This is a genomic window from Bogoriella caseilytica, from assembly GCF_003752405.1.
GTDB classification, from domain to species: Bacteria; Actinomycetota; Actinomycetes; order Actinomycetales; family Actinomycetaceae; genus Allobogoriella; species Allobogoriella caseilytica.
Window position 1 is genome coordinate 1,439,639 of sequence record NZ_RKHK01000001.1, and the last position, 24,061, is coordinate 1,463,699.

At 69.5% G+C, this 24,061-nt stretch carries 17 protein-coding genes; 10 read left to right on the top strand and 7 right to left on the bottom strand.

Annotation, left to right across the window (positions count from 1 at the left end):
* Positions 1–64 precede the first annotated feature (64 nt).
* The 4 genes from EDD31_RS06455 (at position 65) to EDD31_RS06470 (ending at position 4,470) form a co-directional block, all read left to right on the top strand.
* Positions 65–586: a Jag family protein gene (locus EDD31_RS06455; RefSeq protein ID WP_123303433.1), complete on the top strand. Its 522-nt coding sequence runs from the start codon at positions 65–67 to the stop codon at positions 584–586.
* 103 nt (positions 587–689) lie between these two features.
* Entirely contained in the window at positions 690–1,292 is a 603-nt protein-coding gene (gene rsmG / locus EDD31_RS06460; protein ID WP_123305220.1) for a 16S rRNA (guanine(527)-N(7))-methyltransferase RsmG, read from the top strand.
* Positions 1,293–2,558: 1,266 nt separating this feature from the next.
* Positions 2,559–3,455 carry a ParA family protein gene (locus EDD31_RS06465; protein ID WP_123305222.1) on the top strand — a complete coding sequence of 299 codons (897 nt, stop codon included), beginning with the start codon at positions 2,559–2,561 and terminating at the stop codon, positions 3,453–3,455.
* The gene (locus EDD31_RS06470; protein ID WP_123303434.1) at positions 3,448–4,470 is read left to right on the top strand and encodes a ParB/RepB/Spo0J family partition protein; all 1,023 of its coding nucleotides are present in this window, start codon (positions 3,448–3,450) and stop codon (positions 4,468–4,470) included. Before EDD31_RS06465 ends, EDD31_RS06470 begins: the two co-directional genes overlap by 8 nt.
* Positions 4,471–4,523: 53 nt before the next feature.
* Here EDD31_RS06470 and EDD31_RS06475 read toward each other — a convergent pair whose 3' ends face one another.
* Together EDD31_RS06475 and EDD31_RS06480 are read right to left on the bottom strand one after the other, a co-directional pair.
* On the bottom strand, positions 4,524–5,558 hold the full coding sequence (locus EDD31_RS06475; RefSeq protein WP_123305224.1) for a D-alanine--D-alanine ligase family protein: 1,035 nt from the start codon (positions 5,556–5,558) through the stop codon (positions 4,524–4,526).
* A 27-nt stretch (positions 5,559–5,585) separates the two neighbouring features.
* Positions 5,586–6,947: an aminotransferase-like domain-containing protein gene (locus EDD31_RS06480; protein WP_123303435.1), complete on the bottom strand. Its 1,362-nt coding sequence runs from the start codon at positions 6,945–6,947 to the stop codon at positions 5,586–5,588.
* A 361-nt stretch (positions 6,948–7,308) separates the two neighbouring features.
* Here EDD31_RS06480 and EDD31_RS06485 point away from each other — a divergent pair, with 361 nt between their 5' ends.
* From EDD31_RS06485 to EDD31_RS06505, 5 genes are read left to right on the top strand one after another with little or no spacing between them, the layout of a single operon-like run.
* Positions 7,309–8,703, top strand: coding sequence for an ABC transporter substrate-binding protein (locus tag EDD31_RS06485; RefSeq protein ID WP_170163217.1), 1,395 nt, complete (start codon positions 7,309–7,311; stop codon positions 8,701–8,703).
* A gap of 9 nt (positions 8,704–8,712) precedes the next feature.
* Complete coding sequence (locus tag EDD31_RS06490) at positions 8,713–9,663, top strand: ABC transporter permease (RefSeq protein ID WP_211336072.1); 951 nt, start codon at positions 8,713–8,715, stop codon at positions 9,661–9,663.
* A gap of 8 nt (positions 9,664–9,671) precedes the next feature.
* Positions 9,672–10,511, top strand: a complete 840-nt coding sequence (locus EDD31_RS06495) for an ABC transporter permease (RefSeq protein WP_123303437.1) — start codon at positions 9,672–9,674, stop codon at positions 10,509–10,511.
* Positions 10,508–12,217, top strand: a complete 1,710-nt coding sequence (locus tag EDD31_RS06500; protein ID WP_123303438.1) for an ATP-binding cassette domain-containing protein — start codon at positions 10,508–10,510, stop codon at positions 12,215–12,217. Before EDD31_RS06495 ends, EDD31_RS06500 begins: the two co-directional genes overlap by 4 nt.
* A complete protein-coding gene (locus tag EDD31_RS06505; RefSeq protein WP_123303439.1) occupies positions 12,214–12,993 on the top strand; it encodes a FadR/GntR family transcriptional regulator in 780 nt (259 codons plus the stop codon). The genes EDD31_RS06500 and EDD31_RS06505 overlap by 4 nt, the downstream gene beginning before the upstream one ends.
* Before the next feature lie 48 nt (positions 12,994–13,041).
* On the opposite strand, the gene trxB is transcribed toward EDD31_RS06505, so the two are convergent.
* From trxB to EDD31_RS06525, 4 genes are all read right to left on the bottom strand, one after another.
* Positions 13,042–14,133 carry a thioredoxin-disulfide reductase gene (gene trxB, locus EDD31_RS06510; RefSeq protein WP_123303440.1) on the bottom strand — a complete coding sequence of 364 codons (1,092 nt, stop codon included), beginning with the start codon at positions 14,131–14,133 and terminating at the stop codon, positions 13,042–13,044.
* Between the two features lie 65 nt (positions 14,134–14,198).
* On the bottom strand, positions 14,199–18,170 hold the full coding sequence (murJ, locus tag EDD31_RS14870; RefSeq protein ID WP_211336074.1) for a murein biosynthesis integral membrane protein MurJ: 3,972 nt from the start codon (positions 18,168–18,170) through the stop codon (positions 14,199–14,201).
* A gap of 10 nt (positions 18,171–18,180) precedes the next feature.
* Entirely contained in the window at positions 18,181–20,535 is a 2,355-nt protein-coding gene (locus EDD31_RS06520; protein ID WP_148058881.1) for a DUF6049 family protein, read from the bottom strand.
* Positions 20,532–21,044, bottom strand: a complete 513-nt coding sequence (locus tag EDD31_RS06525) for an NUDIX hydrolase (protein ID WP_123303442.1) — start codon at positions 21,042–21,044, stop codon at positions 20,532–20,534. Before EDD31_RS06525 ends, EDD31_RS06520 begins: the two co-directional genes overlap by 4 nt.
* Positions 21,045–21,104: 60 nt before the next feature.
* On the opposite strand from EDD31_RS06525, the gene EDD31_RS06530 reads away from it, so the two are divergent.
* Positions 21,105–22,634 (top strand): CCA tRNA nucleotidyltransferase, encoded by a 1,530-nt coding sequence (locus EDD31_RS06530; RefSeq protein ID WP_483964263.1) that lies wholly within the window; start codon positions 21,105–21,107, stop codon positions 22,632–22,634.
* Positions 22,635–22,757: 123 nt separating this feature from the next.
* Here EDD31_RS06530 and EDD31_RS06535 read toward each other — a convergent pair whose 3' ends face one another.
* Positions 22,758–24,029, bottom strand: a complete 1,272-nt coding sequence (locus EDD31_RS06535) for an MFS transporter (RefSeq protein WP_123303444.1) — start codon at positions 24,027–24,029, stop codon at positions 22,758–22,760.
* Positions 24,030–24,061 lie beyond the last annotated feature (32 nt).

Below are 24,061 nucleotides of genomic sequence, written 5' to 3' on the forward strand. Positions count from 1 at the left end.
CTTGATGCGTCCGAAACTCGGAGGCACGCCGCGGCTGCGGTGACCAAGCAATGGAGGCATACAGGTGACTGAGGCGACCACGACCGAGAGTGCAGAGCGCTCCCCGCTGTCCGCTGACGTGAAGCGACTCGAGGAAGAAGGCGAAATCGCGGCGGACTACCTCGAGGAGTTGCTGGACATTGCGGATCTTGATGGCGACATCGAGATCGACGTCGAGAATGACCGCGCAGCGGTTGAGATCATCTCGGAGACTCACGGCTCGCGGTGGCTTCAGCGCCTTGTCGGGGACGACGGTGAGGTGCTCGATGCCGTGCAGGAGCTCACTCGACTCGCGGTCCAGGCCAAGACGGGCGAACGTAGTCGCTTGATGCTGGACATTGCCGGCCATCGTCGAGCACGCAAGGCCGAACTCGCTGCTCTGGCTGCCGAGGCGATCACGGAGGCGAAGTCCTCCGGAGAACCGCAGCACTTGGCGGCGATGAACCCCTTCGAGCGCAAGGTGGTGCACGACGCGGTAGCCGCGGCGGGCCTGACTTCCGATTCCGAGGGCGCCGAGCCCCATCGCCACGTTGTCATCCAGCCGTAGGTTTCACGTGGAACCTTCCGAGAACGATGCTGGCCCGAATGGGGGCACCTCGGACGCCGGGGACGCCCCGGAAGGGGGCACGGTCGAAGAAGCCTCGGTCGCCATGCGCGACGTCTTCGGACTCGCCTGGGCGCCTGTTCAGCGCTTCGCAGAGCTTCTGGTCGCAGAGGGTGAGTTGCGCGGTCTGATTGGGCCGCGTGAACTCCCCCGGCTGTGGAGCCGGCACCTGGCGAACTCGGCAGCGGTGGCGCCCTACGTGGGTGAGGACGATCGCGTCGCTGACATCGGATCGGGCGCCGGCTTCCCCGGCATCGTGCTCGCGGCCATGCGGCCCGACGCAGAGGTGCACCTGCTTGAGCCGATGGAGCGGCGGGTGGTATGGCTTGAAGAGGTAGTCGAGGAGCTGGGTCTCGAGAACGTGGTGATCCAGCGTGTGCGGGCGGAGGAGCTGCATCGGAGGGAACGATTCGATGTGGTGACAGCTCGCGCTGTGGCCGCGATGGACAAGCTGGCGCGGGTGGCCATGCCACTGGTGAATGGCGGGGGACGCCTGGTCGCCCTCAAAGGTCAGCGGGCCGAGGACGAGGTCGAGTCAGCGAAGTATGTCCTCCGGAAGTTGGGGGCGGTGGAGACCAGCATCGAACAGGTTGATCTCGGTCCCGAGGTGGAATCAGCGACTGTCGTGCTGGTGACGAAACGGGGCTGAGTCTCTCGGCCTGGCCGGTCCGGATGCACGGGCGCCAGCATTGCGGTCGACCAGGCTGTATCGATGACTCCGAGGCGTTCTGGATATGGGCCGAAGGGTCCGGCGCCTTGCGTGGACGTGCTGCACACTGACGGTGGTGCGAGCTGGAGGTTGGCCAACTTCGCCGGTGAGTTCCTCGTTGGCACCGTGACATCGACGCGACCGTGACTCGATCGCAGCGTGGATAGGCACTCGATGGCGATTCATGGGTCGAGAGTGACTTGGTCCATGGGGGTTGTTCCACGTGAAACCTGACGTATGGCGGGGGCTTTGCCGTCTCTTCTGAGGTACGTTGCGAGCAGGTATCGGGAGCCCAGCGGGTTCGTCGTGAGATAGCCCCGGCCCCGCTATGACGTCGGGTTGCAGCGCCGCCGCCGCGACATCCAGATTCGTGTGACGTGGGGTGTTCGACCTGGCGGAGGTGGAATCAGTGCTGCTGGCGCCCGCGCGGTGCCGCCTCTCATTGCGTGGACGTGGGTTGGTACGTGCGGCGAAACGCGAAGGTCAGTCAGAGGCCGAGTAGTCGGTTATTGCGGTTTGTGATGGTCGTTTGCCGATGGGCCGATAGAACGGTCGGACGTGGCCCGGTGGGCGGGTTGGCGGATGGCCGGCACCGAGGTTCCACGTGAAACCTGAAAACATCGGTTATGGCCGCGTGACGGTCGGGCACCGCGTGCGGTGAAGCTCTGTGTGACACGTATCGGGTGGTCCGTACGCGTCGCGGGAGCAGCGCCCGAGTGAGTCTGGAGCTGACGCCCGGCGACGCAGACCATGCGGACAGGCGTCGGCCACCTCATTCGGTAGGACCCGATCTTCAGACTGGGCGAGGTCCGCGGACCGGTTGCCCCGCTGCCCGGACAGAGATTGGACCAGCGATGTGGCGTAGCCGAGGCGTCTCTCGTGAAACGGTGAGTACTTCCTGGTGACCAGGGATGACCCGCGAGGGCCATACATGTACGGCCGCCGCCATGCCGTACCGGACCGCAGTACGGCGAGACAGTGGCATGGGCACGCATATCCGCCACTAAGCCGGCGTCAGCCACGTTTCACGTGAAACGCCGTGCACAATCCGCCAATCCGAATCCACAGGGAACGTCTGGCCCACAACCGCGGCCGAGGCAGGCCGGATAGCATGGCACCGAGAGCCCCGCGGCAGATGTGCGGGCGTGGTCTGAGAGAGGTTTCGTGGGGTCTGACGAGCGCAGCGAACTGATCGGGAGCGTCCCGATGGCAGATGAGTCGACACCGCTCGCGGCACAGCTAGCGGAAGACGCGCGGCGCCGAATCGCATTGCGCGGTGCGCGCTTCGACAAGCCAAAGACCACACGCGTCATCGCCGTGGCGAACCAGAAGGGCGGGGTCGGGAAGACGACGACCGCCGTGAACCTGGCAGCGGCCCTGGCCAAAGGTGGGCTCCGTGTGCTGGTGATCGACAACGACCCGCAAGGGAATGCCTCCACCGCACTGGGCATCGAGCATCGGGCGGGTACGCCGTCGATCTACGACGCCATCATCGAGGAAGCACCTCTGGGTGACATCGTGCAGCAGAGCGACGTCATCAACGGGTTGTCATGCGCGCCGGCGACCATCGACCTGTCTGGAGCCGAGATCGAGCTGGTCTCGCTGGTCGCGCGGGAGAACAGACTGCGCAACGCCGTACGGTTTCACGTGGAACAACAGCGGGAAGCCGGCCTGCCACTCGACTACGTCGTCATCGATTGCCCGCCGAGTCTCGGCCTGCTCACAATCAACGCCTTCGTCGCTGCACGCGAGGTCCTGATTCCCATCCAGTGTGAGTACTACGCGCTGGAGGGGTTGAGCCAGCTCCTCAAGAACATCGATCTCGTCCGTGGACACCTCAACCCCGACCTCCATGTCTCCACGATCCTGCTCACGATGTTCGACAAGCGCACCAACCTGGCCCGAGAGGTGGCCGAGGAGGTTCGGGAGCACTTCGCGGAACAGACGCTGGCCACCGCAATCCCCCGGTCAGTGCGCATCTCCGAAGCGCCCTCCTACGGGCAGACGGTCCTGACTTACGACGCTGGTTCTACCGGCGCACTCGCCTATCTGGAAGCGGCGAGGGAACTTGCCGCTCGAGCCACAAGGAGCGGCCATGAGTGACAAGCGACGCGGACTGGGACGGGGCATCGGAGCACTGATCCCTAGCGGGCCGGACGCAGATCGGCCGAAGTCCAAAGAGAGTGCGGTCCGGCGCCCGACGGACTTCTTCTTCGAGGCTAGTGCGACCGAGCCTGCTGACGGATCGGCCGATGGTTCCACGTGGAACGACGGAGACCTGGCACCCGTGCCCGGGGCACGGTTCGCCGAGATCCCGGTCTCGGAGATCGTGGCGAACCGGCGTCAGCCCCGCCAGGTCTTCGACGAGGACGACCTCGAGGAGCTCACGTCCTCCATCCGGGAGATCGGGGTGCTCCAACCCATCGTTGTCCGGGAACGACCGGATGAGGATGCTGGTTACGAGCTCATCATGGGCGAACGCCGCTGGCGGGCGAGCCAGGCGGCCAGCAGGGACACCATTCCCGCAGTGATCCGCTCCACCGCGGATGGCGATCTGCTCCGCGATGCCTTGCTGGAAAACCTGCACCGGGCGGACCTGAATCCCCTCGAGGAGGCCTCCGCCTACCAGCAACTGCTGGACGATTTCGGGTGCACGCACGAGGAGCTAGCCTCTCGGATCGCCCGCTCGCGACCTCAGATCTCGAACACCCTGCGGCTGCTCAAACTCCCGCCCCTCGTGCAGCGCCGCGTGGCCGCCGGCGTGCTCTCGGCTGGGCATGCGCGGGCCTTGCTGGGCCTGACAGACTCCGCCGCCATGGAGCGGCTCGCGCAGCGCATCGTTGCCGAAGGGCTCAGCGTGCGCGCCACGGAAGAGATCGTTGCGCTGGGGGAGGAGCCGGATACGCCTGAGATGCGACGTCGTCCCCGCCGGGGCGCCCACACGGAGATGCTCGATGAGCTCGCCAGCCGCTTGTCCGATCGCTTCGACACGCGGGTGAAGATCAACCTCGGTCAGCGCAAAGGCAAGATTGCTATTGACTTCGCCTCGGTGGACGACCTCAACCGCATCCTGGATGTGCTCGCCCCCGAAGAGACCGGCATCAGTACCGAACGGTGATCCCACCTGGGAGCATCGAACTGATGTTCGATTCTCCCAGGTCTCTCAGGGGCTTAACCCTGTGCTGCCGTGCGGACGAGGTCGAGGTAGATCTCGTTCAGATCGCGCTGATCGGCGATGGCCGCCTGGGGGAAGAGCGAGGTCTCCGTCATCCCCGGCGCCACATTCACGTCAATCAGCCACGCGGTGCCGGCGGCGTCGACTATGGCGTCGGTGCGTGACAGGTGGCGAAGCCCGAGCGCCTCGTGGGCTGCCACGGCGAGTGAGTGCGCGGCCGCCAGGCGGGCCTCATCCAGGCGCGCCGGGGTGAAGAACTGACTTCGGCCCGGGTTGTACCGGGCGTCGAAGTCGTAGGCGCCATCGGTCTCGATCTCGACTGCGGGCAGCGCCCGTGCCGAGCCCTCCACGTCGATCACCGACACGGCCACCTCGGTGCCGCTCACGTAACGTTCCAGCAGGGCCACCTCGCCGTAGGCGAAGCAGTGCACCATCGCGTCGGGTAGCTCAGCGGCAGACTCAACCAAGGTCACGCCCAGAGCCGACCCACCACCGGCGGGCTTGACCACCAGCGGGAGCCCGAGGCGCTTTTCCACAGCTTCCAGTACTGCTCGGGCACCGACCTCCCGGAAGACCGACTGCGGCAGTGCGGCGTGTTCCGGCGTGGCGAGCCCTGCTCGAGTGGCGAGGGCCTTGGCTACGGGCTTGTCCGAAGCCAGACGACTCGCCCCTGCGGTGGAGCCCACGTAGGGCAGGCCGGTGAGGTCCAGCAGGTTCTGCAGGGACCCGTCCTCACCCGTGGAGCCGTGCACCAGTGGCCAGACCACGTCCGGCTGCATCTCGGTCAGGTGGGGCAACAACCGGGAGTCGACGTCGAGCACGTGGACCTCGCAGCCTTCGTCACGCAGCACGCCGGCCACCCGGCGGCCCGAGCGGACCGAGACGTCGCGTTCATGCGTGAGTCCACCGGCCAGGATGGCAACCGTGAACTCCTGCCGCCCTCCGCGGCGCGAACTCGTCGAGCCGGTCCCGCGGACTCCGGGTTCGGCGCGAGCGTCCTTGCGCACGTCGTTCCCTGTGTGCTCGGTCATCGACTTCTCCTCATCGGACATGGCAGATCACACCTGATCCGCAGACGGGGCTTCCACCGTGTGGCCCGACGCCGGGGCGGTGCCGGAACCGAACATCTCCACAAGCTCCTGCTCGGCGCGCACCACGTCGGCCAACCGCCGCACACCTTCGCGGATGCGCTCGGGTGGGGGGTAGCAGTACGAGAGACGGATATGGCGGTGCCCGCTGCCGTCGGCGTAGAAAGCCGTGCCGGACACGTAGGCCACCAGGTTCGTGACCGCGCGCGGCAGCATGGACTGTGCGTTCAACCCCTCGGGCAGGGTGAGCCAGGTGTAGAAACCGCCGTCGGGCACAGTCCACTGCGCCTGAGGCAGGTGCTCGGAGAGCGCCCCGAGCATGGCATCGCGCCGTTCCTGGTACATCTGGCGGTACTCCTTGACCTGCTGGAACCAGTCATAGGTCTGCAGGTAGGTGGCAATGGAGAGCTGCCCCATCATCGTGGGCGAGAGGATCGCTGCCTCGGAGGCCAGCACCAGCTTCTCGCGCACCGCGTGTGGCGCAGCCGCCCACCCCACCCGGTAGCCCGGGGCGAAGGTCTTGGAGAAGGAACCGAGATACACCACGGACTGGGAATCGAAGCTGGCCAGGGCGGGCAAGGGCTCGGAGTCGAAACCGAGCAGTCCGTAGGGGTTGTCTTCCAGGATCAGCACCCCGTGCCGCCGGCAGATCTCCACCACCTGGGGGCGCCGTTCGGCGCTCAAGGTGACACCGGCCGGGTTGTGGAAGTTCGGCACGGTGTAGAGGAACTTCACCCGTCGGCCCGCCGCTGCCAGCTCCCCCAAGGTGCGGTCGAGCGCCTCGGGAATCAGGCCGTGGTCGTCCATCGGGGTGTGCACCACATCGGCCTGATAGGCCCGGAAAACCCCGAGGGCGCCCACGTAGCTGGGGGCCTCGGCCACGATCACATCACCGGGATCGATGAAGACCTCGGTGACCAGGTCCAATGCCTGCTGCGAGCCCGTGGTCACCACGACGTCATCGGGATGGGCATGAACGCTGTCGTGCCGCATGACCTCGACAATTTGCTCGCGGAGCTCCTCTTCGCCCTGCCCGCCGCCGTACTGCAGCAGCTTCGGTCCGCGTTCGCGCAGCAGCCGGGACGTCATGTCGGCGAGGAAGTCCAAGGGCAGGCCCTCGATGTTGGGCATGCCACCGGCCAGGGAGACCACTTCGGGGCGGTTGGCCACCGCGAAGAGGGAACGCACCTCGGAGGCCCGCATGCCGTGGGCGCGCTCGGCATAGGAGGAGAACCATGGATCGAGCCGGGTGCCGGCGGCAGCGGCTGCTGCGGCTGCGGCGTCGCGCCGGATCCGCTCGCCGTGACCACCTTGCGCACCCCGTGCGTCCATGTCCGTTCCTCCTGATGGTTGGGTTCGCCAGTATGGCGACCGTGCTGAGTCTGCCACCGTGTGGTGCTGTGAGTGCGAAGGCAGTCCGGGATGGACACCGCCCTGGTACCCGCGCGCCGTCCCCGTGCACACTCGGAAGCCTAGTGGTCAGACCAGTAGGCGCCGTGTGGCCCCTGGGAGAAACCCTCCCGAAATCCCACGCCTGGACACTAGAGGGGTGATGACATCCGCGCTCCCTGCTCGCCCTGCCCGATCCACGTTTCCCGCCCGGAGGCTGAGCCGCCTGACCGCAGCCCTCGGGCTCACCGGCGCCCTTGTGCTCACCGCGTGTGACGCTGGATCCCAGGCCGAAGGCGAGTCGGTGACCATCGGGATCGCCGCGGCCCCGGCCAACCTGGACTTCACCACTCAGGGTGGGGCGGCGATCTTCGAGGCACTCCTCGGCAACGTCTACGAGGGCTTGGTGCGCCTGGACCAGGACGGCGAGATCCAGCCACTGCTTGCCGAAGCCTGGGAGGTCAGCGACGACGGGCTGGAGTACTCCTTCACGCTGCGAGAAGGAGTCTCCTTCCACGACGGCACGCCCTTCGACGCCGAGATCGTGCAGTTCTCCCTCGAGCGCCTCGACGAGTGGACGGTGAACACCCCCGGCAACCTCGGCGCCATCGAGCGCGTGGACGTGGTCTCCGAACTCGAGGTGGCCGTGGTGCTCTCTGAACCCGACTACGACGTGCTCTTCTGGCTCGCCGGCCCCCTCGGCGCCATGTTCAGCCCTGATTCTCTGGATTCCTTGGCCACCGAGGCCAATGGCACGGGCCCCTTCACCTTTGGCGAGTACCAGGAAGCCGTGCGCATGACCCTGCTGCGGAACGAGGACTACTGGGGTGACCCCGCCGAGGTGGGCGAAGCCGCCTTCGCCTACTACGCCGACGCCGCTGCGGCGGCCAACGCTCTGCGCTCCGGTGGCGTGGACGCGCTGCTACGCGCTGAGGCCTACGACCAGATCGGTTCTTTCGAGAGCGATGAGGACTTCGACGTGGCCGTCGGCACCAGCCCGGGAGTGGTGGTGATGACGCTGAACGCTGCGAACGAGGCGCTCTCCGACGTCGAGGTGCGCCGCGCCATCACTGCGGCGGTGGACAAGGAGGCCGTGCTCGCGGCCGCCACGGGCGGATACGGCACGATTCTGGGCGGGCCCAGCGTGCCCACCGACCCGTACTTCACCGACTTCACCGGCGAGATTCCCTTCGACCCGGACGCCGCAGCGGAGGCTCTGGAGGAGGCCGGCGTGGCGGGCGCCAGCCTGCGCTTCACCGTGCCGGACCGCCCCTACGCGGAAGCCGCCGCGCAGGTCATCCAGGACAACCTCACCTCCGCCGGCCTGGACGTGACCCTGGCGATCCAGGAGTTCCCCGCCGTGTGGGTCGAGCAGACCATGACCAACCAGGACTTCGACCTGACGATCGTCAACCACGTGGAGCCCCGCAATGTGGTCAACTATGCCCACTCCGACTACTACTGGGGCTTCGACGACGCCGAGACGGCAGCGTCCTTCACTCGAGCAGCCGAGGCCACGGACGATGACGAGCACCAAGCGGCCATGGCCGCAGCCACCGAGCGGATCGTGTCCGAGGCTCCCGGCGTCTGGCTCTACAACCCGCCGCACGTGGTGATCGCCCGCTCCGGGCTGGAGGGCCTGCCGGAGAACGACCTCGGAGTCGGCATGGAACTGGCTCGCGTCACCGTCTCGGAGTAGCGTCGATTCGTGGCGCTTGCAGTGACCGTGGCGCGGCGGCTCGGCGTCTTCGCGCTGACCGCCGTGGTGGCCTCGATCCTGGTTTTCCTTCTCCTGTCTGTCCTGCCGGGCGATGTCGCTCGTGCGCAGCTGGGGATGAACGCCTCGGACGCCGCGGTGGCCCAGCTGCGGGCCGAGCTGGGCCTGGACCGGCCGGCACCGGTGCGATACCTCGACTGGGCCGGCGGCCTGCTCACCGGTGACCTCGGCACCTCCTACTCCTCGCGCACCCCGGTGGCGCCACAGGTGATGGATGCGCTGCAGGTCTCCCTGCTGCTGGTGGGCGCCGGGATGCTGGTGGCCGTGCTCATCGCCGTGCCGCTCGGCACCCTGGCAGCAGCGCGCGCCCACCGGCCCGACGGCGTGCTGCTCTCCGCGATCAGCCAGGTGGGTATTGCGGTGCCCAACTTCCTGGCCGCGCTGCTCTTGGTGGCGGTCTTTGCCGTCGGACTGGGCTGGTTGCCGTCCTCCGGCTGGCAGCCGCCGACGGCGGGCCTGGACTTCCTGCGCCACCTGGCCCTGCCGGCATTGTCCCTGGGGCTGGTGCGCGGCGCGATCCTGTCGCGCTACATGCGCGCCTCGGTGCTCGACGTCGCCGATGAGGACTTCATGCGCACCGCACGGGCGGGGGGACTGACGCCGGCAGCGGCGCTGCGCCGCCATGGCCTGCGCAATGCCCTGGTACCGGTGGTGACGGTGACGGGTGTGGAGTTCTCGGCCCTGATCATCGGCGCCGTGGTCATCGAGACGGTCTTCGTCGTCCCGGGCCTCGGGTCATTGCTGATCCGTTCGGTGAGCGCTCGCGACCTTGTGCAGGTCCAGGCCATCGTGATGGTGGTCGTCCTTCTGGTGCTGGTGGTCAACCTCCTGGTGGACCTGTTGCGCACGATCATCGACCCGCGGATCCGGAGGGCCTCATGAGGGCCCGCATGCCAGGCAAGGCACTGCTGCTGGCCGGAGGCGTGCTGGTGGGGGTCGTGGCGGCGATGTGCCTGCTGTCCTTCCTGTGGTCGCCGCACGATCCGCTGGCCACCAACGCCGTCGGGCGCTACCAGCCGCCCAGCGCCGAGCACTGGCTCGGGACCGATGCCCTGGGCCGCGATGTCACCAGCTTGATCCTCGTCGGCTCCCGGGTGCCGCTGCTGGTGGGGGCGGCGGCGGTGACCATCTCCTTCCTGATCGGTGTGCCCTGGGGCATTACTGCCGGCATCCTCGATCACGAGGGCCGGGCCGCGGGGAGCTGGATGATGCGCGGCAACGACGTCGTCCAGGCCTTCCCGCCACTGCTGCTGGCCATCGTGCTGGCCGCGGTGTGGGGCGGATCGACGTGGACGGCGATGGTGGCGCTCGGGGTGGGCGCGGCGCCAGCGGTGGCGCGGGTGGTGCGCTCCGGGGCGCTGCAAGTGCTCTCCCGGGAGTTCGCGCTGGCCTCGTGGGGGTCAGGGCGTGGCCGTCTCCATCTCGCCTGGCGGCACGTGCTGCCCAACATCCGGGGCATCCTCATCGTCCAAGCCACTGTTGGTTTCGCCATCGCGGTGCTGGCCGAAGCTGCGTTGTCCTTCCTCGGGCTCGGCACGCCCCCGCCCACGCCGTCCTGGGGCCGGATGCTGCAGGACGGGCCCTCGGCGGTGCACGTCCAGCCACTGCTGTTGCTCTGGCCCGGCGGCGCCATCGCGATGACGGTGCTCGGGCTCAACTTGCTCGGCGACGGTCTGCGCGATCGGCTCGACCCGCGCGGACTGACGCGGCGGGCGGTGACCGCGACATGACCGAGCTGCTGCAGGTGCGCGGCCTGAGCGTGCGGGCGGGCGACCAGGAGCTCGTCGACGGCGTCGATCTGCGCGTGGGCGCCGGGGAACGCGTGGCCCTGGTGGGCGAATCGGGTTCGGGCAAGACCATGACGGCGCTGGCGATCATGGGGCTGCTGCCACGCGGGGTGACCGCGAGTGGCTCGGTGGAACTCGCTGGCCACGGTGAGTTGCTGCGGTCCGGGCCGGGCGCGGAGAAGGCGATGTCGCGGGTGCGCGGTAACCGGATCTCCATGGTCTTCCAGGAGCCGATGACCGCGCTGGACCCGCTCATGCGGGTGGGGGACCAGGTCGCCGAGGTGATCCGGACGCATCAGGCGGAGCGGGGTGGGGGTGCAGGGGATGACGGTGCACGGGGCGAGGGTGCGCGGGGTGGTGCCGGCGGGCGCGCTGAGGCCCGGCGCCGCGCCACCGCACTGCTGGCAGAGGTCCGCCTGCCCGACCCACAGCAAGCCGCCCGCGCCTTCCCGCACCAGCTCTCCGGCGGTCAGCGCCAGCGCGTGGTGCTGGCCATGGCGCTCGCCGGCGACCCTGATCTGCTCATCGCTGATGAACCCACCACCGCCCTCGACGTCACCGTGCAGAAGCAGATGCTCGAGCTGATCGACGAGCGGCTCACCCAGCGTGGCGCCGGTCTGCTGCTGGTCACGCATGACCCCGCCGTCGTCGCCGCGCTGTGCGAGCGCGTGGTGCACCTACATCAGGGTCAGGTGGTGCCGGGGCCGGGCACCCCACTTCCCCCGGCGCAGCCACTCACCTCCGCTGCCCCTTCCCCGGCGATTGTGGTCAGTTCGCGCCGCTCTCCGGGCCAGGAGGTGCCTCCTTCGCGGCACCAACTGACCACAAACGTGAAAGAAGACGGGACGGCGATGGTGCGCGTCGATCAGGTCAGCCGTACCTACGGACGCCGCGGTTTCTCCGGCAAGGGCCGCGTGATCGAGGCACTGCGCGACGTCTCCTTCGAGGTGCCCTCCGGCCAGCGGCTCGGGATCGTGGGCGAGTCGGGCTCTGGCAAGTCCACGCTGTTGCGACTGATCGCCGGGCTGGACCGGCCGACCTCGGGATCCGTCCATGTGGCCAGTCAGCAGGTCAGCGGCCCCGGCGCACCGCGGCCGGGGGTACGGCGATTGCGCTGGCTGCGGGAGACCGCTCAGGTCGTCTTCCAGGATCCTCGCGGATCACTGGACCCCCAGATGCGCACCGGCGCGATCGTCGGCGAGCCCTTACGGGGGGTCGCACGCGAGGAGCGCGAAGCCCGCGTGGCCCAAGCCCTGGACGACGTCGGGCTCCCGGCCGACGCGGCACAGCGTTACCCCCACGAGTTCTCCGGCGGTCAACGCCAGCGCATCGCCATCGCGCGGGCCGTGGTCGTGCGGCCGCGCCTCTTGCTGGCCGACGAGCCGGTCTCCGCCCTGGACGTCTCGGTACGCGAGCAGATCCTCGAGCTGCTGGACCGCCTCGCCGCGGAGCGTGAACTGACCCTGGTGCTGGTCTCCCACGATCTGCAGGTCGTCCGGCGGATCTGCGAGGAGGTGCTGGTGATGAAGGACGGCGAGATCGTTGAGCAGGGGCCCTCGGCGCAGGTACTCCACAGCCCTCGCGCGCCCTACACCCGCGAGTTGCTTGCCGCGGCGCTGCCATCGGCTGCGAGATACTCGCCCACGTGAGCGAAAGCGCCTATCGCCGGATCATCCGGCACCTGGAGGGTGAGGTCGAAGCCGGCCGGCTCAGGCCCGGCGACCGCCTTCCGGGCGAGCGGCGCCTCATGCAGACCTACGAGGTCTCCCGCTCCACGGTGCGCGAAGCGCTCCGCGTGCTCGATGCCACGGGGGTGATCGAGACTCGGCACGGCGATCCCCGGGGTGCGGTCATCCGCCCCTTCGCCGCCGAAAGCCTGGAGCGTCCGCTGCGCCGCTTCACCGAGCAGCCGGGCGTCGAACGCCTTGAGCTGCTCCAGTTCCGCCTGGTGCTCGAAGGGCAGGTGGCGTTGCTGGCGACCGCTCGTGGGGACCAGCAGGACCTCAGCCGCATCGCGCGTGCGGCCGAGGGGCTCGGGGAGCTTGCCCGCCTCGATGGCGGCGACGGCCCAGAAGACGCTGCCGCCGCTCCGATCGACCTGGCCGCAGAGTTCGGACGCCGGTTGCGCGATTTCCACGCCGCCGTGCGGCGCGCCTCGGGCAACCATCTGCTGCGCATCTCCGGGGAAGCCGCCGACGGCGCGCTCACCGACATCGCCCGCCGTCGCCTGAGTGACGAGCCGGACGACCTCGCCCGCCGGCAACGTTTGGCCCGATCGGCTGCAGACGCTGCGACCCTCGCCGCCGTCATCGCCGCCGGGGATCCGGCCGCCGCCCGGCGCACGGCCACGGAGAACATCTACCGCTACTACCGTGACCGCCTCACCGAGTCCGAGCGCACAGCACTCGAGCCGCTTGTGGGCTGACTGCGGCCGGATGGACGGCGCGGCCGACTGACCGCGGCCCGCTGGTCCCTAGACGGTCGTGACCGACTCGGCTGCCTGCTCGACGTCGGCCTCGGCGGTCTGGGCGGCCTCGGTGCCCGGTACTCCGGCCTCGTCCAGGTCGGCGAGGTAGCGCTCGGCATCCAGCGCGGCGGAGCAACCCGTTCCAGCGGCGGTGATCGCCTGGCGGTAGATGTGGTCCACGACGTCGCCGGCCGCGAAGACGCCGGGAACGTTGGTCTCGGTGGTGGGGTGCTTGACCACCACGTAACCCTCGTCGTCCAGCTCCACGTGGCCACGGAGGATGTCGGTGCGCGGATCGTGACCGATGGCCACGAAGACGCCGGTGGCCTCGATCTCGCGCTCCTCACCGGTGATGGTGTCGCGCAGGGTCGCGCCGGTGACCTTCTCGGTGCCGTTGATGCTGGCGACCTCGCTGTTCCATTCGAAGGAGATCTTCTCGTGGTTCAGGGCTCGCTCGGCCATGATCTTCGAGGCGCGCAGCTCCTCGCGGCGGTGCACCACGGTCACGCGGTCGGCGAAACGGGTGAGGAAGAGTGCCTCTTCCATCGCGGAGTCGCCACCGCCGATGACCAGCACGTGCTGCTCGCGGAAGAAGAAGCCGTCGCAGGTGGCGCACCAGGAGATGCCCTTACCGTTCAGGGTGTGCTCCTCGGGCAGGCCCAGCTTCCGGTAAGCCGAGCCATTGGCGAGGATCACGGTGCGGGCCAGCACCGTCTGATCCTCGGTGGAGACACGCTTGAGCGGGTCGGAGAAGTCCACGGAGGTGACGTCCTCGTATTCGACTTCTGTCCCGAAACGCTCGGCCTGCTCCTGCATCTTGCCCATGAGATCCGGGCCCATGACGCCCTCGGGGAAACCGGGGAAGTTCTCCACCTCGGTGGTGGTCATCAGCGCGCCACCGGCATCGAGTTCCCCGGCAAAGATCAACGGCTTGAGGTTCGCGCGGGCGGTGTAGAGCGCCGCAGTCCATCCAGCCGGGCCGGATCCGACGATGACGACATCGTGGACGGGCAGCTCCTCGGGGGAGGCCTCCGTTGTGCTGTCAGTGGACGGTGAGAGGTTGATGCCGGGAACGATCCCGCCGCTCTGCACGCTCATGAATGCTCCAAAGTCTGAAGGGGTCTCGCTGGGTGAACCATCGCGATGGCGGCGATGTTCCCGGGTCATTCCACGCTGAGCTCGATGCGAGCGATCTCCAGGCGATTCTCGCCATCGGACTCGGCCACCGGAAGGCGGGGGAACCACAGCACGAGGCTATCGGTCTGAAGTGGCTCGAAGGTGAACTCCGAGTCCGGGCCCATCTCCCCCGAGGCGAGCACCTCGCCCTCGGTGGGCGCGCCCGCGCCCGTGGCCCGGATCTCCACCAGGCCGCCTTGGCCGCGCAGATCGATCACCACGCGGCCCACGGTGGCCTGCTCTTCGAGCTCGATGTGCATGCCGATACCCGACTTCATGCCGTACTCGGGATCGACGTAGAAGCGTGAGCGCCACCAGGAGGTGGAGTCGCCGTCGAGGGCGAGGCCGACCAGATCGGGGTTCTCCTGCCCGTCGCCCTCGGGATCCAGGGGCGTGAGGGAAGCGATGGCCGGCACGATGGGCTCCTCGCCCTCCTCGGCTTCCTCCACCTGGGCCTCGGGCTCCGGTTCGTCCGCCTCGTCCTCGTCCTCGGTGGGCTCCTCGGTTTGTTCAGCGGCGGGCTCATGTGGCGGCAGCACCACGGGCTCGGTGGGTGAGAACAGGGTGCGGATGGCGCCGTAGGTCAGCAGCACGAGAGCGGCCAGAACCAGGCACAGCACGATCGGGGCCGGGTTGATCCGCGGCTCGCCCTCGGCCGGGTCGGTGGCGCTCGGGCGCGTCACCGTCGCTGGCGCCGGAGCGGGCGCGTTGGCCGGGGCCTGCGCCGTGGGCGCCGCGGGGTGGACCGGAGCGGGTGCCTCCGGTGCGTGGGCGGCCGACGTGCCGCTCGGGGCGCTCGGCGCGCTGCTGCGGGCTGCTGACGTCTCGCCGGGAGACTGTTCCGGGGCGGACTGGGCGGTCGCCGAGGGGCCCTCTCGCATGCTGGTGAGCTTGTCCTGCCCGCGGTTCCACCAGACACCCATCCTCCGGTGGGCCGCCGCGGTGTCCGCGAACAGCCGGCGCAGCGCCGGCTGGGCCAGCCGCGCGGCATCCGACGGGCCGGAGGCGGCATCGTTCATCAGGCGCGTGCCGATGGCGCTGACCACGCCGAGCACCGCAGCGCCTGCGCTGGCCAGCGCTCCCGCACCGGCCGCCCCCGCAGCTCCGGCCGCAGCACCGGCGGCGCCGGCTCCGGCGGCTGCACCGGCGCTACTGCCGGCCATACCAGCAACAACACCGCCGGCTGGTGCCGAACCACTCGCACCACCGGCGCCCGAGGCTGGTTCGTCGTCGATATGGCTGAAGCGTGTGCGCTCGCCGCCGCCGGAGGGCAAGGGCGCCCAGGCAAGGGGGCGCGCACCCTCCGGCAGCTGAGCGGCACCCGGCTGCACAGCGGCGACATCGATCGCCGGCCAGGGCGCCAGCGCCCGGAGGAGCTCACCGGCTGAGCCGGGCCCCGCGCCGCGGGCGGTGGCGGAGATGAGTTCGTCGAGCTCGCTGGGCGGTGGCGGCGGGGGCGCACCCATATCGCCGCCGGTGGCCGCCAGCGCGGCAGTGTTGATTGCCCCGCTCATCGAGGCGGTATCGCTCGCGGCGGTAGCCGGGGCACCAGTGAGCGCGAAGGACAGCAGCGACACCAGGTCAGTGGCGTCGCTCCGGGAGGCCTCGAGAGGATCCTGGAGCTCGTCATTGCTGCCGCGCAGTGCCGCAGCCACCCCGAGCCCGGCGACGACCACCCCGCCGTCACGAGTGACGCGAATGTCCTCGAGCTGCAGTGCACGGTGGCGAACGCCATGGCGCCGGGCGGTCTCGAGGCCACCGGCAGCCTCACCGATGATCGCTCGGGCCTGATCGGCCGGAAGCCCGCCACTCTGTGCGAGCTCGGCCAGGGTCCATCCGGAGATGGGAACGGTCACCACAAAGCCCTGCTCGGCCGTGGTGCCGACCTCGAGGATGCGCTCCAGGCGGTGATCCTCGACGAGTGCGGCGCGCCGGGCGGCGTCGAGTGCCTCCTGAGTGCGCTCGTCGGTCTCCGGCATCAGCAGGATCTCGACCTCACGGTCCAGGGTGCGGTCGTGAGCGAGATATCGGGTGGTGCCCCCGGGGGCGGAGAGCTCGGCGCCGAGGTCGTAGCGCCCACCGACGATCACGGTGACTCCAGGGGTGGTCCGGGGTGACGTCGCAGGCTCACGGGGCTGCTCAGGGCGGCCCGACTGCGCGTCGGGGTCCGTGCGCTCATCCAGGGCCTGCTCCTTCGTGTCCTCGCCAACGACCCGGACGAGTCTACGCACCGGAATGTTCCATGCTACGGCTGACAGGAGCACCACACCCGCAGACAGGGCCGGGCCGCGAAGCGGCCCGGGCAGGCGGGGGACGACCCGGCGCACGATGGCCGCCCCGGGCGGGCCAATGACGCCGAGTTCTTCCACCCGCATCAGCCGGGCGAGCAGCAGGTAGATCGCGGTGATCACGGCACCGATCACGACCAGGCGTGCCAGCGAGCCGAGGAGACCGACCTCCGGCCCGGTGCCCCAGAGGGTGAGCAATGCCCATCCGGTCAGGGCGGCCGGAACGACGGCGAGGGTGAGGCGCAGGTGGGTGCGCAGGATGCGCGCGCCGTCGAGGCGCCCCAGGTGACGGCGCAGGCCCAGGTAGGCGAGCACCGCGCCCAGCCAGTTCGAAATCGCCATCGCCACGCCGATGCCCAGCACCGTCCAGGCCGGTGGGAGCCAGAAGGCGAGGGTGGAGCCGGCCGCAATGACGCCGGTGGGCAGGAGCTGCAGACGGAAGATCCCCTTGGCGTCCTCGAAGGCGAAGAAAGTGCGCTGGCACATCACGAAGATGCCCACCGCAGTCAGCCCGGCCCCCATCGCGACGACGATCCGCGCGATCGCTTGGGTCTCGGGGTAGGAGACCGTGGCGGCGATGACGCCCACCAGCGGTTCAGAGAGCACCATCAGCCCTGCGGTGGCGAGCACCGTGAATACCCCGATGACGCGCAAGCCTTGCGAGAGGTCACCGCGTACGGCGGTGAGGTTGCGATCCGCGGCGTGGGCCGACATGCGCGTGAACAGGGCCGTCACCAGGGAGACGGTGACGAGCGAGGTGGGCAGGCTGTAGATCAGGTAGCTGTAGTCGTAGGCGGCGTTGCCGGCGACGCCGAGATCGCCGTCGGCGGCGCGACGGGCATGCGCTGCGGCCCGGGAGGTGATGATGAAGGCCAGCTGCCCCATGGCCATCGCCGCGAAGGCCCACAGCGCCATCCGGCTCGCTCCACCCATGCCCTTCAGGCCCCACTGCACGCGGTAGCGGAAGCCCGAACGCACCAGCGGCACGATCAGGATCAGTGCCTGGGCCGCCACCCCGGCGGTGGCCGCGCCCGCGAGCAGGGCGGTGCGGGAGAGGCCCCACACGCTGGCGTCGGTGGCGTCTTCCATCGCGGTGCCGCCGTAAACGGCGAAGTAGACGCCCAGACCGGCGATGGCCACCACATTGTTGAGCGCCGGAGCCCACGTGTACGGCCCGAAGACGTTCTTGGCGTTGAGGACCTGCCCGATGAGGGCGTAGGTGCCGTAGAAGAAGATCTGCGGAATGCACCAATAACCGAAGGTGACGGCGAGGTCGTACCACTCTGCGGGCAGGGTTCCGCCGTAGACCCTCACCAGCACCGGGGAGGCGAAGGTGAGCACGAGGGTGAGCACGGCCAGGGCCGCCATGCCCAGCGTGAGCAACCGGTTGATGTACGCCTGCCCGCCGTCGGCATCCTGCTTGATGGCGCGCACGACCTGCGGAACCAGGATGGCGTTGAGCACGCCACCGACCAGCAGCAGGTAGATGGTGTTGGGCAGCCGGTTGGCCACGGAGAAGGCATCGGCCACCCCGGTGTTGGCGCCGATGACCGCGCCGAGCAGCAGCGGGGCCTTGACCATGCCCAGGATCCGCGAGGTGAAGGTGCCGGCGAGCATCACCGCCCCGGCACCGGCCACACCCCGGCGCGGCCCGCGATCCGGACCGCTCATGCTGGACTGTTCATGAGGCCGGCTCCATACGGCGTCCGCGGCGCACGGTGCGCACCAATCCGATCACGAGCATCACCGCCAGTACCCCGGCGATCACCGCCGTGCCCACCGTCTCCCAGTCGGCACGCACCCGCACGGCCATCTCCTGCTCCACGCCCACGGGAACCCCCGCCGGGGAGAGCAGGTGGACGTTCAAGGTGACGTCGCCGGAGCCGACGGCGCGCACCGGCACCTGCGCGGTGATCTGCCCCTGGGCCGGAACGCTCAGCTCCACGGTCTCGTCCACCTGGAGTCGCTGGTCGGAGGGATCAAGCTCGACGACCACGTGCGCCGGCACCGGGAGGGAGTTACTGAGATTCACCGGCATCACGGCGGAAGTGCTCACCACGTTCAGGGTGGAGGACTCGAGCACCGTGAGGCCACCGTCGAGGGACCCGATCTGGGAGTCCAGGTCCGTGGCGACGTCGTGGCGGGTCTCCGGGTCCTCGCGCCAGGCCGAGGACAGGAGCGGCGCGTGCGCAGCATGCATCGCCTCGGCAAGGTCCAGGTCGAGCACCGACGACCACGTATCCGCCTGCTCGCGAGTCGAGGCCAACGAGGCCAGGAACTCAGCATCGAGTTCTCCAGGCTCTGCCGCATCGGCGGGCAGATCGGCGCGGTCGAGTTCCGGGGCAGGCATGGCCAGTAGCTCTGCCACGGAGGTGGGTTCGATCCAGGGTGCCTCGGCGAGCGCTGCCACGGCCCGGGAGAGTGTCTCCAGGTCCTCGGCATCGAGGGCGGCGACCTCGTCCCGATCCAGGGCCAGTAACACCCCGCGAGGATCGGTCGGGCGTTCGCGTGCGAGTGCGGCCAGGTCGGAGAGCAGCATCTGCCGCACGTTGATCGCACTGAGTTCGATCCCGGGGCCGTTCTGCCCAGGCTGGCGCAGGAAGCCGTTGAGGATGTCCGAGGCCACCGGATCGCTGAGCACGGCCTCGACCTCACCGATGTCCGCGCGTCCGGTGGGGGTGTAGGTGAGCATCTCGGTAGGAGCGAGCTCCTCACCGGGAAGCAGGGCGGCACTCACTCCGGCCCCGGCGCCACCCTGCAGAGCGGTGGTATCTGCTTCGCCGGCGGGCCAGATCAGGGGGAGCGCGCTGATCCCAGCGCTCTCGGCGGCGTCCCAGCCACGCTCGTAGGCCTGCGCGGTGAGGTCGGCGCCGCCGGCGCGTGAGAGCGCGGCCACATCGGCATCCGCCCACGGCAGCAGGGCGAGCGAACGCGCGCCGCCGGTGGCGTGGGCATGGAGCGCGGCAGCGAGCTCCTCCGTGGCGGCTCCGGGTCCAGCGGGGGCGCCGTCCTCTGAGGTCGTGCCGTGTGCCGGCGCGAGGAGGGCAGGATCGGTGGCAAGAGTGACGCCCGGGTGGGAGAGAGCCTCGACCAGTGCCGTCAGCCGTCCGGCTGCAGCGGCGGGAGAGGAGAGCCGGCTTTCGATCTGTGCGGCGTCCATCGACCCAGCCTCGCCGGTCTCGTCGCTGTCCTGCTGGTCGGGCGTGGGATCCTCGGCGGGCGCACCGTCTGCGCTGTCCCCCCCGGTGGTGGGATCCTCCTCGGCCCCGGCGGTCGTGCCGGTCGGGGTGGGCGTGGGATCGGCGGCCTCGCCGTCAGCGGCCGGCTCGTCGTCTGCGTTGCCGTCCTCGTCGACGGGCGGCGGCAACAGGTCGAGACCTTCGGAGGCCTCCGCCCGCTCGCTCGCCAGGGGAACCAGCGGAACCGCCACGGCGACGGGCGTCGGTTCGACCGCGATGTCGGGGAACCAGACCGTGACGCTGCGGTCGCTCGCCCGCAGCGCGCTCTCCTCCGGGTCGTTCCCGGCGTCGTTCTCGGAGTCCTCCTCATCATCCCGGTCGGCGCCGTCCTCGACGCCGTCACCATCGACGGCGACTTCCAGGCCGCGAGGGCCCCACAGGGCCATCGACACGGGGAGGTCGAGCTCCTCGGGCGCGATCTCCAGGGTGAACTCCTGCGCCTCACCAGCCGGGAGGTCCGAGATCTCCTCGGTGAAGACCGGTTGGGCGAAGCTGTCCTCCACGCCAAAGAGCCACTGGTGTGCTCCCGTGCGGGAGACCGGAGCGAAGCGCTGCAGGATGACCTCGATCTCGGCGTCGATCAGATCCACAGTCGTGCCGTTGGTGAGGGTGCCGCTGACCACCAGGGGCTCATCGGGAGTCAGGACGGCCGGAGCCAGCTCCGTGATCTCCAGGGCGAGGGTCGTGAGCTCGGGCTCGTCATCAGCGAGCGCCGGGCCGGCTGCCACGGGAAGGGCGAGGCCCGCGGCCAGCGCCGCCACCGACAGCGCGGCGATGCGGGGGCTCCTCGCGCTCATGCTCGACCAGCCAGCACGTCCCGCGCGGTGGCCACCACACGGCGCTCGTTCGGGTAAGCCAGGCGCGAGGCCACCTCGGTCAGCGCCACCCAGGCGACGTCCTCGGCCTCATGATCGGGATCGTTCTCCACGGTGAGCACACCGCCGGTGGCCTCGAGGAGATAGTGGTGCACCACCTTGTGGACGCGCCGGTCGGTCCCGGCGAACCAGTAGTCGATCGTGGCGAGGTGGCGCAGCACCTGTCCCTCGATGCCGGTCTCCTCGGCGATCTCACGCACCGCTGCTTGCTCCGGGGTCTCCTCACCCTCGAGATGGCCCTTGGGCAGGCACCATTCGATACGCCCGGCGCGGTTGCGGCGGGCGATCACCGCGGTGAAAGCACGGCCGTCCTTGACGTCCACCACCAGGCCGCCGGCTGAGGTCTCATCGACCACCGGGAGCCCGCGGTTGCCCGGCGGCCGCGCCCTCCGCGGCTTCGGGGCGCGCGGGCGCGGAGCGGGAGCAGACATAATCACACTGTAGGAGATCGCAGGTCTGCGGGCCGTACATGGCACCCTGGTGCGGTGCCACTGCCTGCGTCTTCCTCCCCCTCCTCTGCCCCGGGTGCCGACCATGCCTCCGGCGAGTCCGCCCACGACGGTCCGGCTGCGGCGAGCGTCGCGAAGCGGGTGACGGAGCTACGGCGGCGTGCCGCGGCCGCACTGGCCTCCCTCCCGGCGTCGATCGGCGAGCTGGGCGAGATCTTCGCCGGTGCGGGCCATGAGCTCGCCCTCGTCGGCGGCCCGGTGCGCGATGCAGCCCTCGGCACGGTCTCCCATGACCTCGACTTCGCCACCTCCGCCCGGCCGGAGCAGACCGCCGAGCTGCTGCGGCGCTGGAGCGACACCTGGTGGGACATCGGCAAGGACTTCGGCACCATCGGCGCACGCCGCGGCCAGCACGTCGTTGAGGTCACCACCTATCGCACCGAGGCCTACGAGACGGGCTCACGTAAGCCCGAGGTGGCCTACGGCGACACGCTCATCGGTGACCTCACCCGCCGCGACTTCACGGTCAACGCCATGGCGGTGCGCGTGCCCTCCCTGGAGTTCGTCGACCCGCACGACGGTCTGACCGCACTCGCCGAGGGTGTGCTGCGCACCCCGGTCACGGCCGTGCAGTCCTTCGATGACGATCCCCTGCGCATCATGCGGGCCGCCCGCTTCACCGCCCAGCTTGGCTTCGAGGCGGACGCCGATGTCCTCGCCGCCATGAGCCAGATGGCCTCCCGGCTGGAGATCGTCTCCGCCGAACGGGTGCGGGCGGAACTGGAACGTCTGCTGATCTCCGGCCACGCCCGCCGCGGTCTGGAGGTGATGGTGGAGACCGGCGTCGCCGATGTGGTGCTGCCTGAGCTCTCCCGCCTGCGCGAGACCGTCGACGAACACCGCCGTCACAAGGACGTCTACCAGCACACTCTGACCGTGCTCGATCAGGCCATCGAACTCGAGACCGGGCCCGAGGGTGCGGTGCCCGCCCCTGACCTGGTGTTGCGTCTGGCGGCCGTGATGCACGACGTCGGCAAACCAGACACCCGCCGCTTCGAGGCCGGCGGCGGGGTGAGCTTCCACCACCACGAGGTGGTGGGCGCCAAGCTGACCGCCAAGCGGATGAAGGCTTTGCGCTTCGACAAGCAGACCACCAAGGACGTCACCAAGCTGGTGGAACTCCACCTGCGCTTTCACGGCTACGGTGACGGTGCCTGGACCGATTCGGCGGTGCGCCGCTACATCACCGACGCCGGTGACCAGCTTGAGCGCCTGCACCGGCTCACCCGAGCAGACTGCACCACCCGCAACCGCCGCAAGGCCGCTCGGCTCTCGGCCGCCTACGACGACCTCGAGCAGCGCATCGCGGCCCTGCAGGAGCAGGAGGAACTCTCCAAGGTCCGGCCCGATCTGGACGGCAAGCGGATCATGGAGATCCTCGATCTCGCCCCGGGCCCGCAGGTGGGCCAGGCCTATGCGTATCTGCTCGAGCTGCGTCTGGAGCACGGACCCCTCGGCGAGGAGGCGGCCGAAGCCGCTCTGCGCGAGTGGTGGGCCGAGCAGCAGGGCTGAGGGCGCCGGGTGGACAACGGTGATCAGGTGGTCGGGCCGAGTTCGCTCGGTGGTCCGCGGGGATCGGGGAGAGAAAGCGGCGCTGAGCGCCCGTTTGTCTACCCGATCAGGCTGGCGTGGTGATCAGGCTGGCGTGGCCAGCTGGAGCGTTCGGCGGCGGTAGAGGAAAGCCGTGACGAAGTAGACGGCGGTCAGGCCGAGGAAGACCGTGCGCGACCAGCCTGTATCGGGCAGGGCGAGCGCAGCCAGGGCCGCCGCCCCCACGAAGGCCACGTTGTACAGCACGTCGTAGAGCGCGAAGGCCCGGCCCCGGTAGGCATCGGCGGTGTCGCGGTGCACGATGGTGTCGACGGCGATCTTCGCGCCCTGCACGCCCAGTCCCATCAGGACGGCGCCGATGGCGATCACCGGCAGCTCGGGGCTGATGGACAGCAGGATCTGACTGAGCGTGGAGATCCCCAGGCACACCACGACCCACGAGGCGGGTGTGAGACGACGGTGCGCCAGTGGAGTCAGCACGATCGCCAGGCCGTTCCCGGTGAAGGACACGGCCATCAGGATCCCGAAGATCGCGATGCCGGAATCGACGTCTCCGGGTTCGGCGAGCAGGTTGCGCGAGATGAGCAGCAGGGCCAGGAAATTCACGCCGTAGAGGAAGCGGTGCGCGGCCATGACAGCGAGCGCAGCAGACGGAGTGCGCCGCGCCCTGAGGTGGCGGACGCCGTCGAGCATGTCGGCCAGAGTCAACCGTTCCGTGGGTGCGTCGCCGGCGTCTGGTCCGAGCTCCTCACGGCCGATGCGCCACGCGAGCAGGGCCGCGACCGCGAAGAGACCGGCCGCCAGGAGCAGCGTCGAGCCATCGCGTGCGGGCCCGGCAGGCGCGAACCACCCGGCGGTGAAACCGGCCACGGCACCCATGACCGCCCCGGCGGCACCCAGGGTGGGAGTGAGGGAGTTCGCCATGGTCAGATGCTCACGGGGCACCACCCGCGGTAGCGAGGCGGAGAGGGCAGCAAGCAGGAAGCGGTTGATGCTCAGTGCCACCAGCGCCAGCAGGTAGACGGCGGGCCCCACCCCGAAGAGAGTCATGTGCGCGGCGAGGATGACCGCGAGCACGAGGCGCACCCCGTTGCCGAGGACCAGGATCCGCTGACGGCTCCAGCGGTCCAGCAATGGTCCGACGAAGGGCCCCACCACGGTGAAGGGCAACAGCAGGACGGCGAAGGCCAGCGCCACCGAGCCCGGCGTGGCCAGCTGCTCGGGGTTGAAGAAGAACAGGGTGGCCAGACCTACCTGGAAGGCACCATCTGCTCCCTGAGAGGCCAGCCGAACCGCGAAGAGCCGCCGGAACCCGGCATTCGCGGCGACGGCGCGGAAGTCAGTCAGCGCGGTCACGCGGCGATTCCCTCCCGCCGGCCCGGTGCCGA

Excerpts from the sequence above, each read along its gene's own strand:
- EDD31_RS06495 (WP_123303437.1), top strand. The coding sequence starts at position 9,672 with ATGCCAGGCAAGGCACTGCTGCTGGCCGGAGGCGTGCTGGTGGGGGTC.
- EDD31_RS06480 (WP_123303435.1), bottom strand. The coding sequence starts at position 6,947 with ATGGACGCACGGGGTGCGCAAGGTGGTCACGGCGAGCGGATCCGGCGC.
- rsmG (WP_123305220.1), top strand. The coding sequence starts at position 690 with ATGCGCGACGTCTTCGGACTCGCCTGGGCGCCTGTTCAGCGCTTCGCA.
- EDD31_RS06520 (WP_148058881.1), bottom strand. The coding sequence starts at position 20,535 with ATGAGCGCGAGGAGCCCCCGCATCGCCGCGCTGTCGGTGGCGGCGCTG.
- EDD31_RS06470 (WP_123303434.1), top strand. The coding sequence starts at position 3,448 with ATGAGTGACAAGCGACGCGGACTGGGACGGGGCATCGGAGCACTGATC.
- EDD31_RS06475 (WP_123305224.1), bottom strand. The coding sequence starts at position 5,558 with ATGACCGAGCACACAGGGAACGACGTGCGCAAGGACGCTCGCGCCGAA.
- EDD31_RS06525 (WP_123303442.1), bottom strand. The coding sequence starts at position 21,044 with ATGTCTGCTCCCGCTCCGCGCCCGCGCGCCCCGAAGCCGCGGAGGGCG.
- EDD31_RS06500 (WP_123303438.1), top strand. The coding sequence starts at position 10,508 with ATGACCGAGCTGCTGCAGGTGCGCGGCCTGAGCGTGCGGGCGGGCGAC.
- murJ (WP_211336074.1), bottom strand. The coding sequence starts at position 18,170 with ATGAGCGGTCCGGATCGCGGGCCGCGCCGGGGTGTGGCCGGTGCCGGG.
- EDD31_RS06465 (WP_123305222.1), top strand. The coding sequence starts at position 2,559 with ATGGCAGATGAGTCGACACCGCTCGCGGCACAGCTAGCGGAAGACGCG.
- trxB (WP_123303440.1), bottom strand. The coding sequence starts at position 14,133 with ATGAGCGTGCAGAGCGGCGGGATCGTTCCCGGCATCAACCTCTCACCG.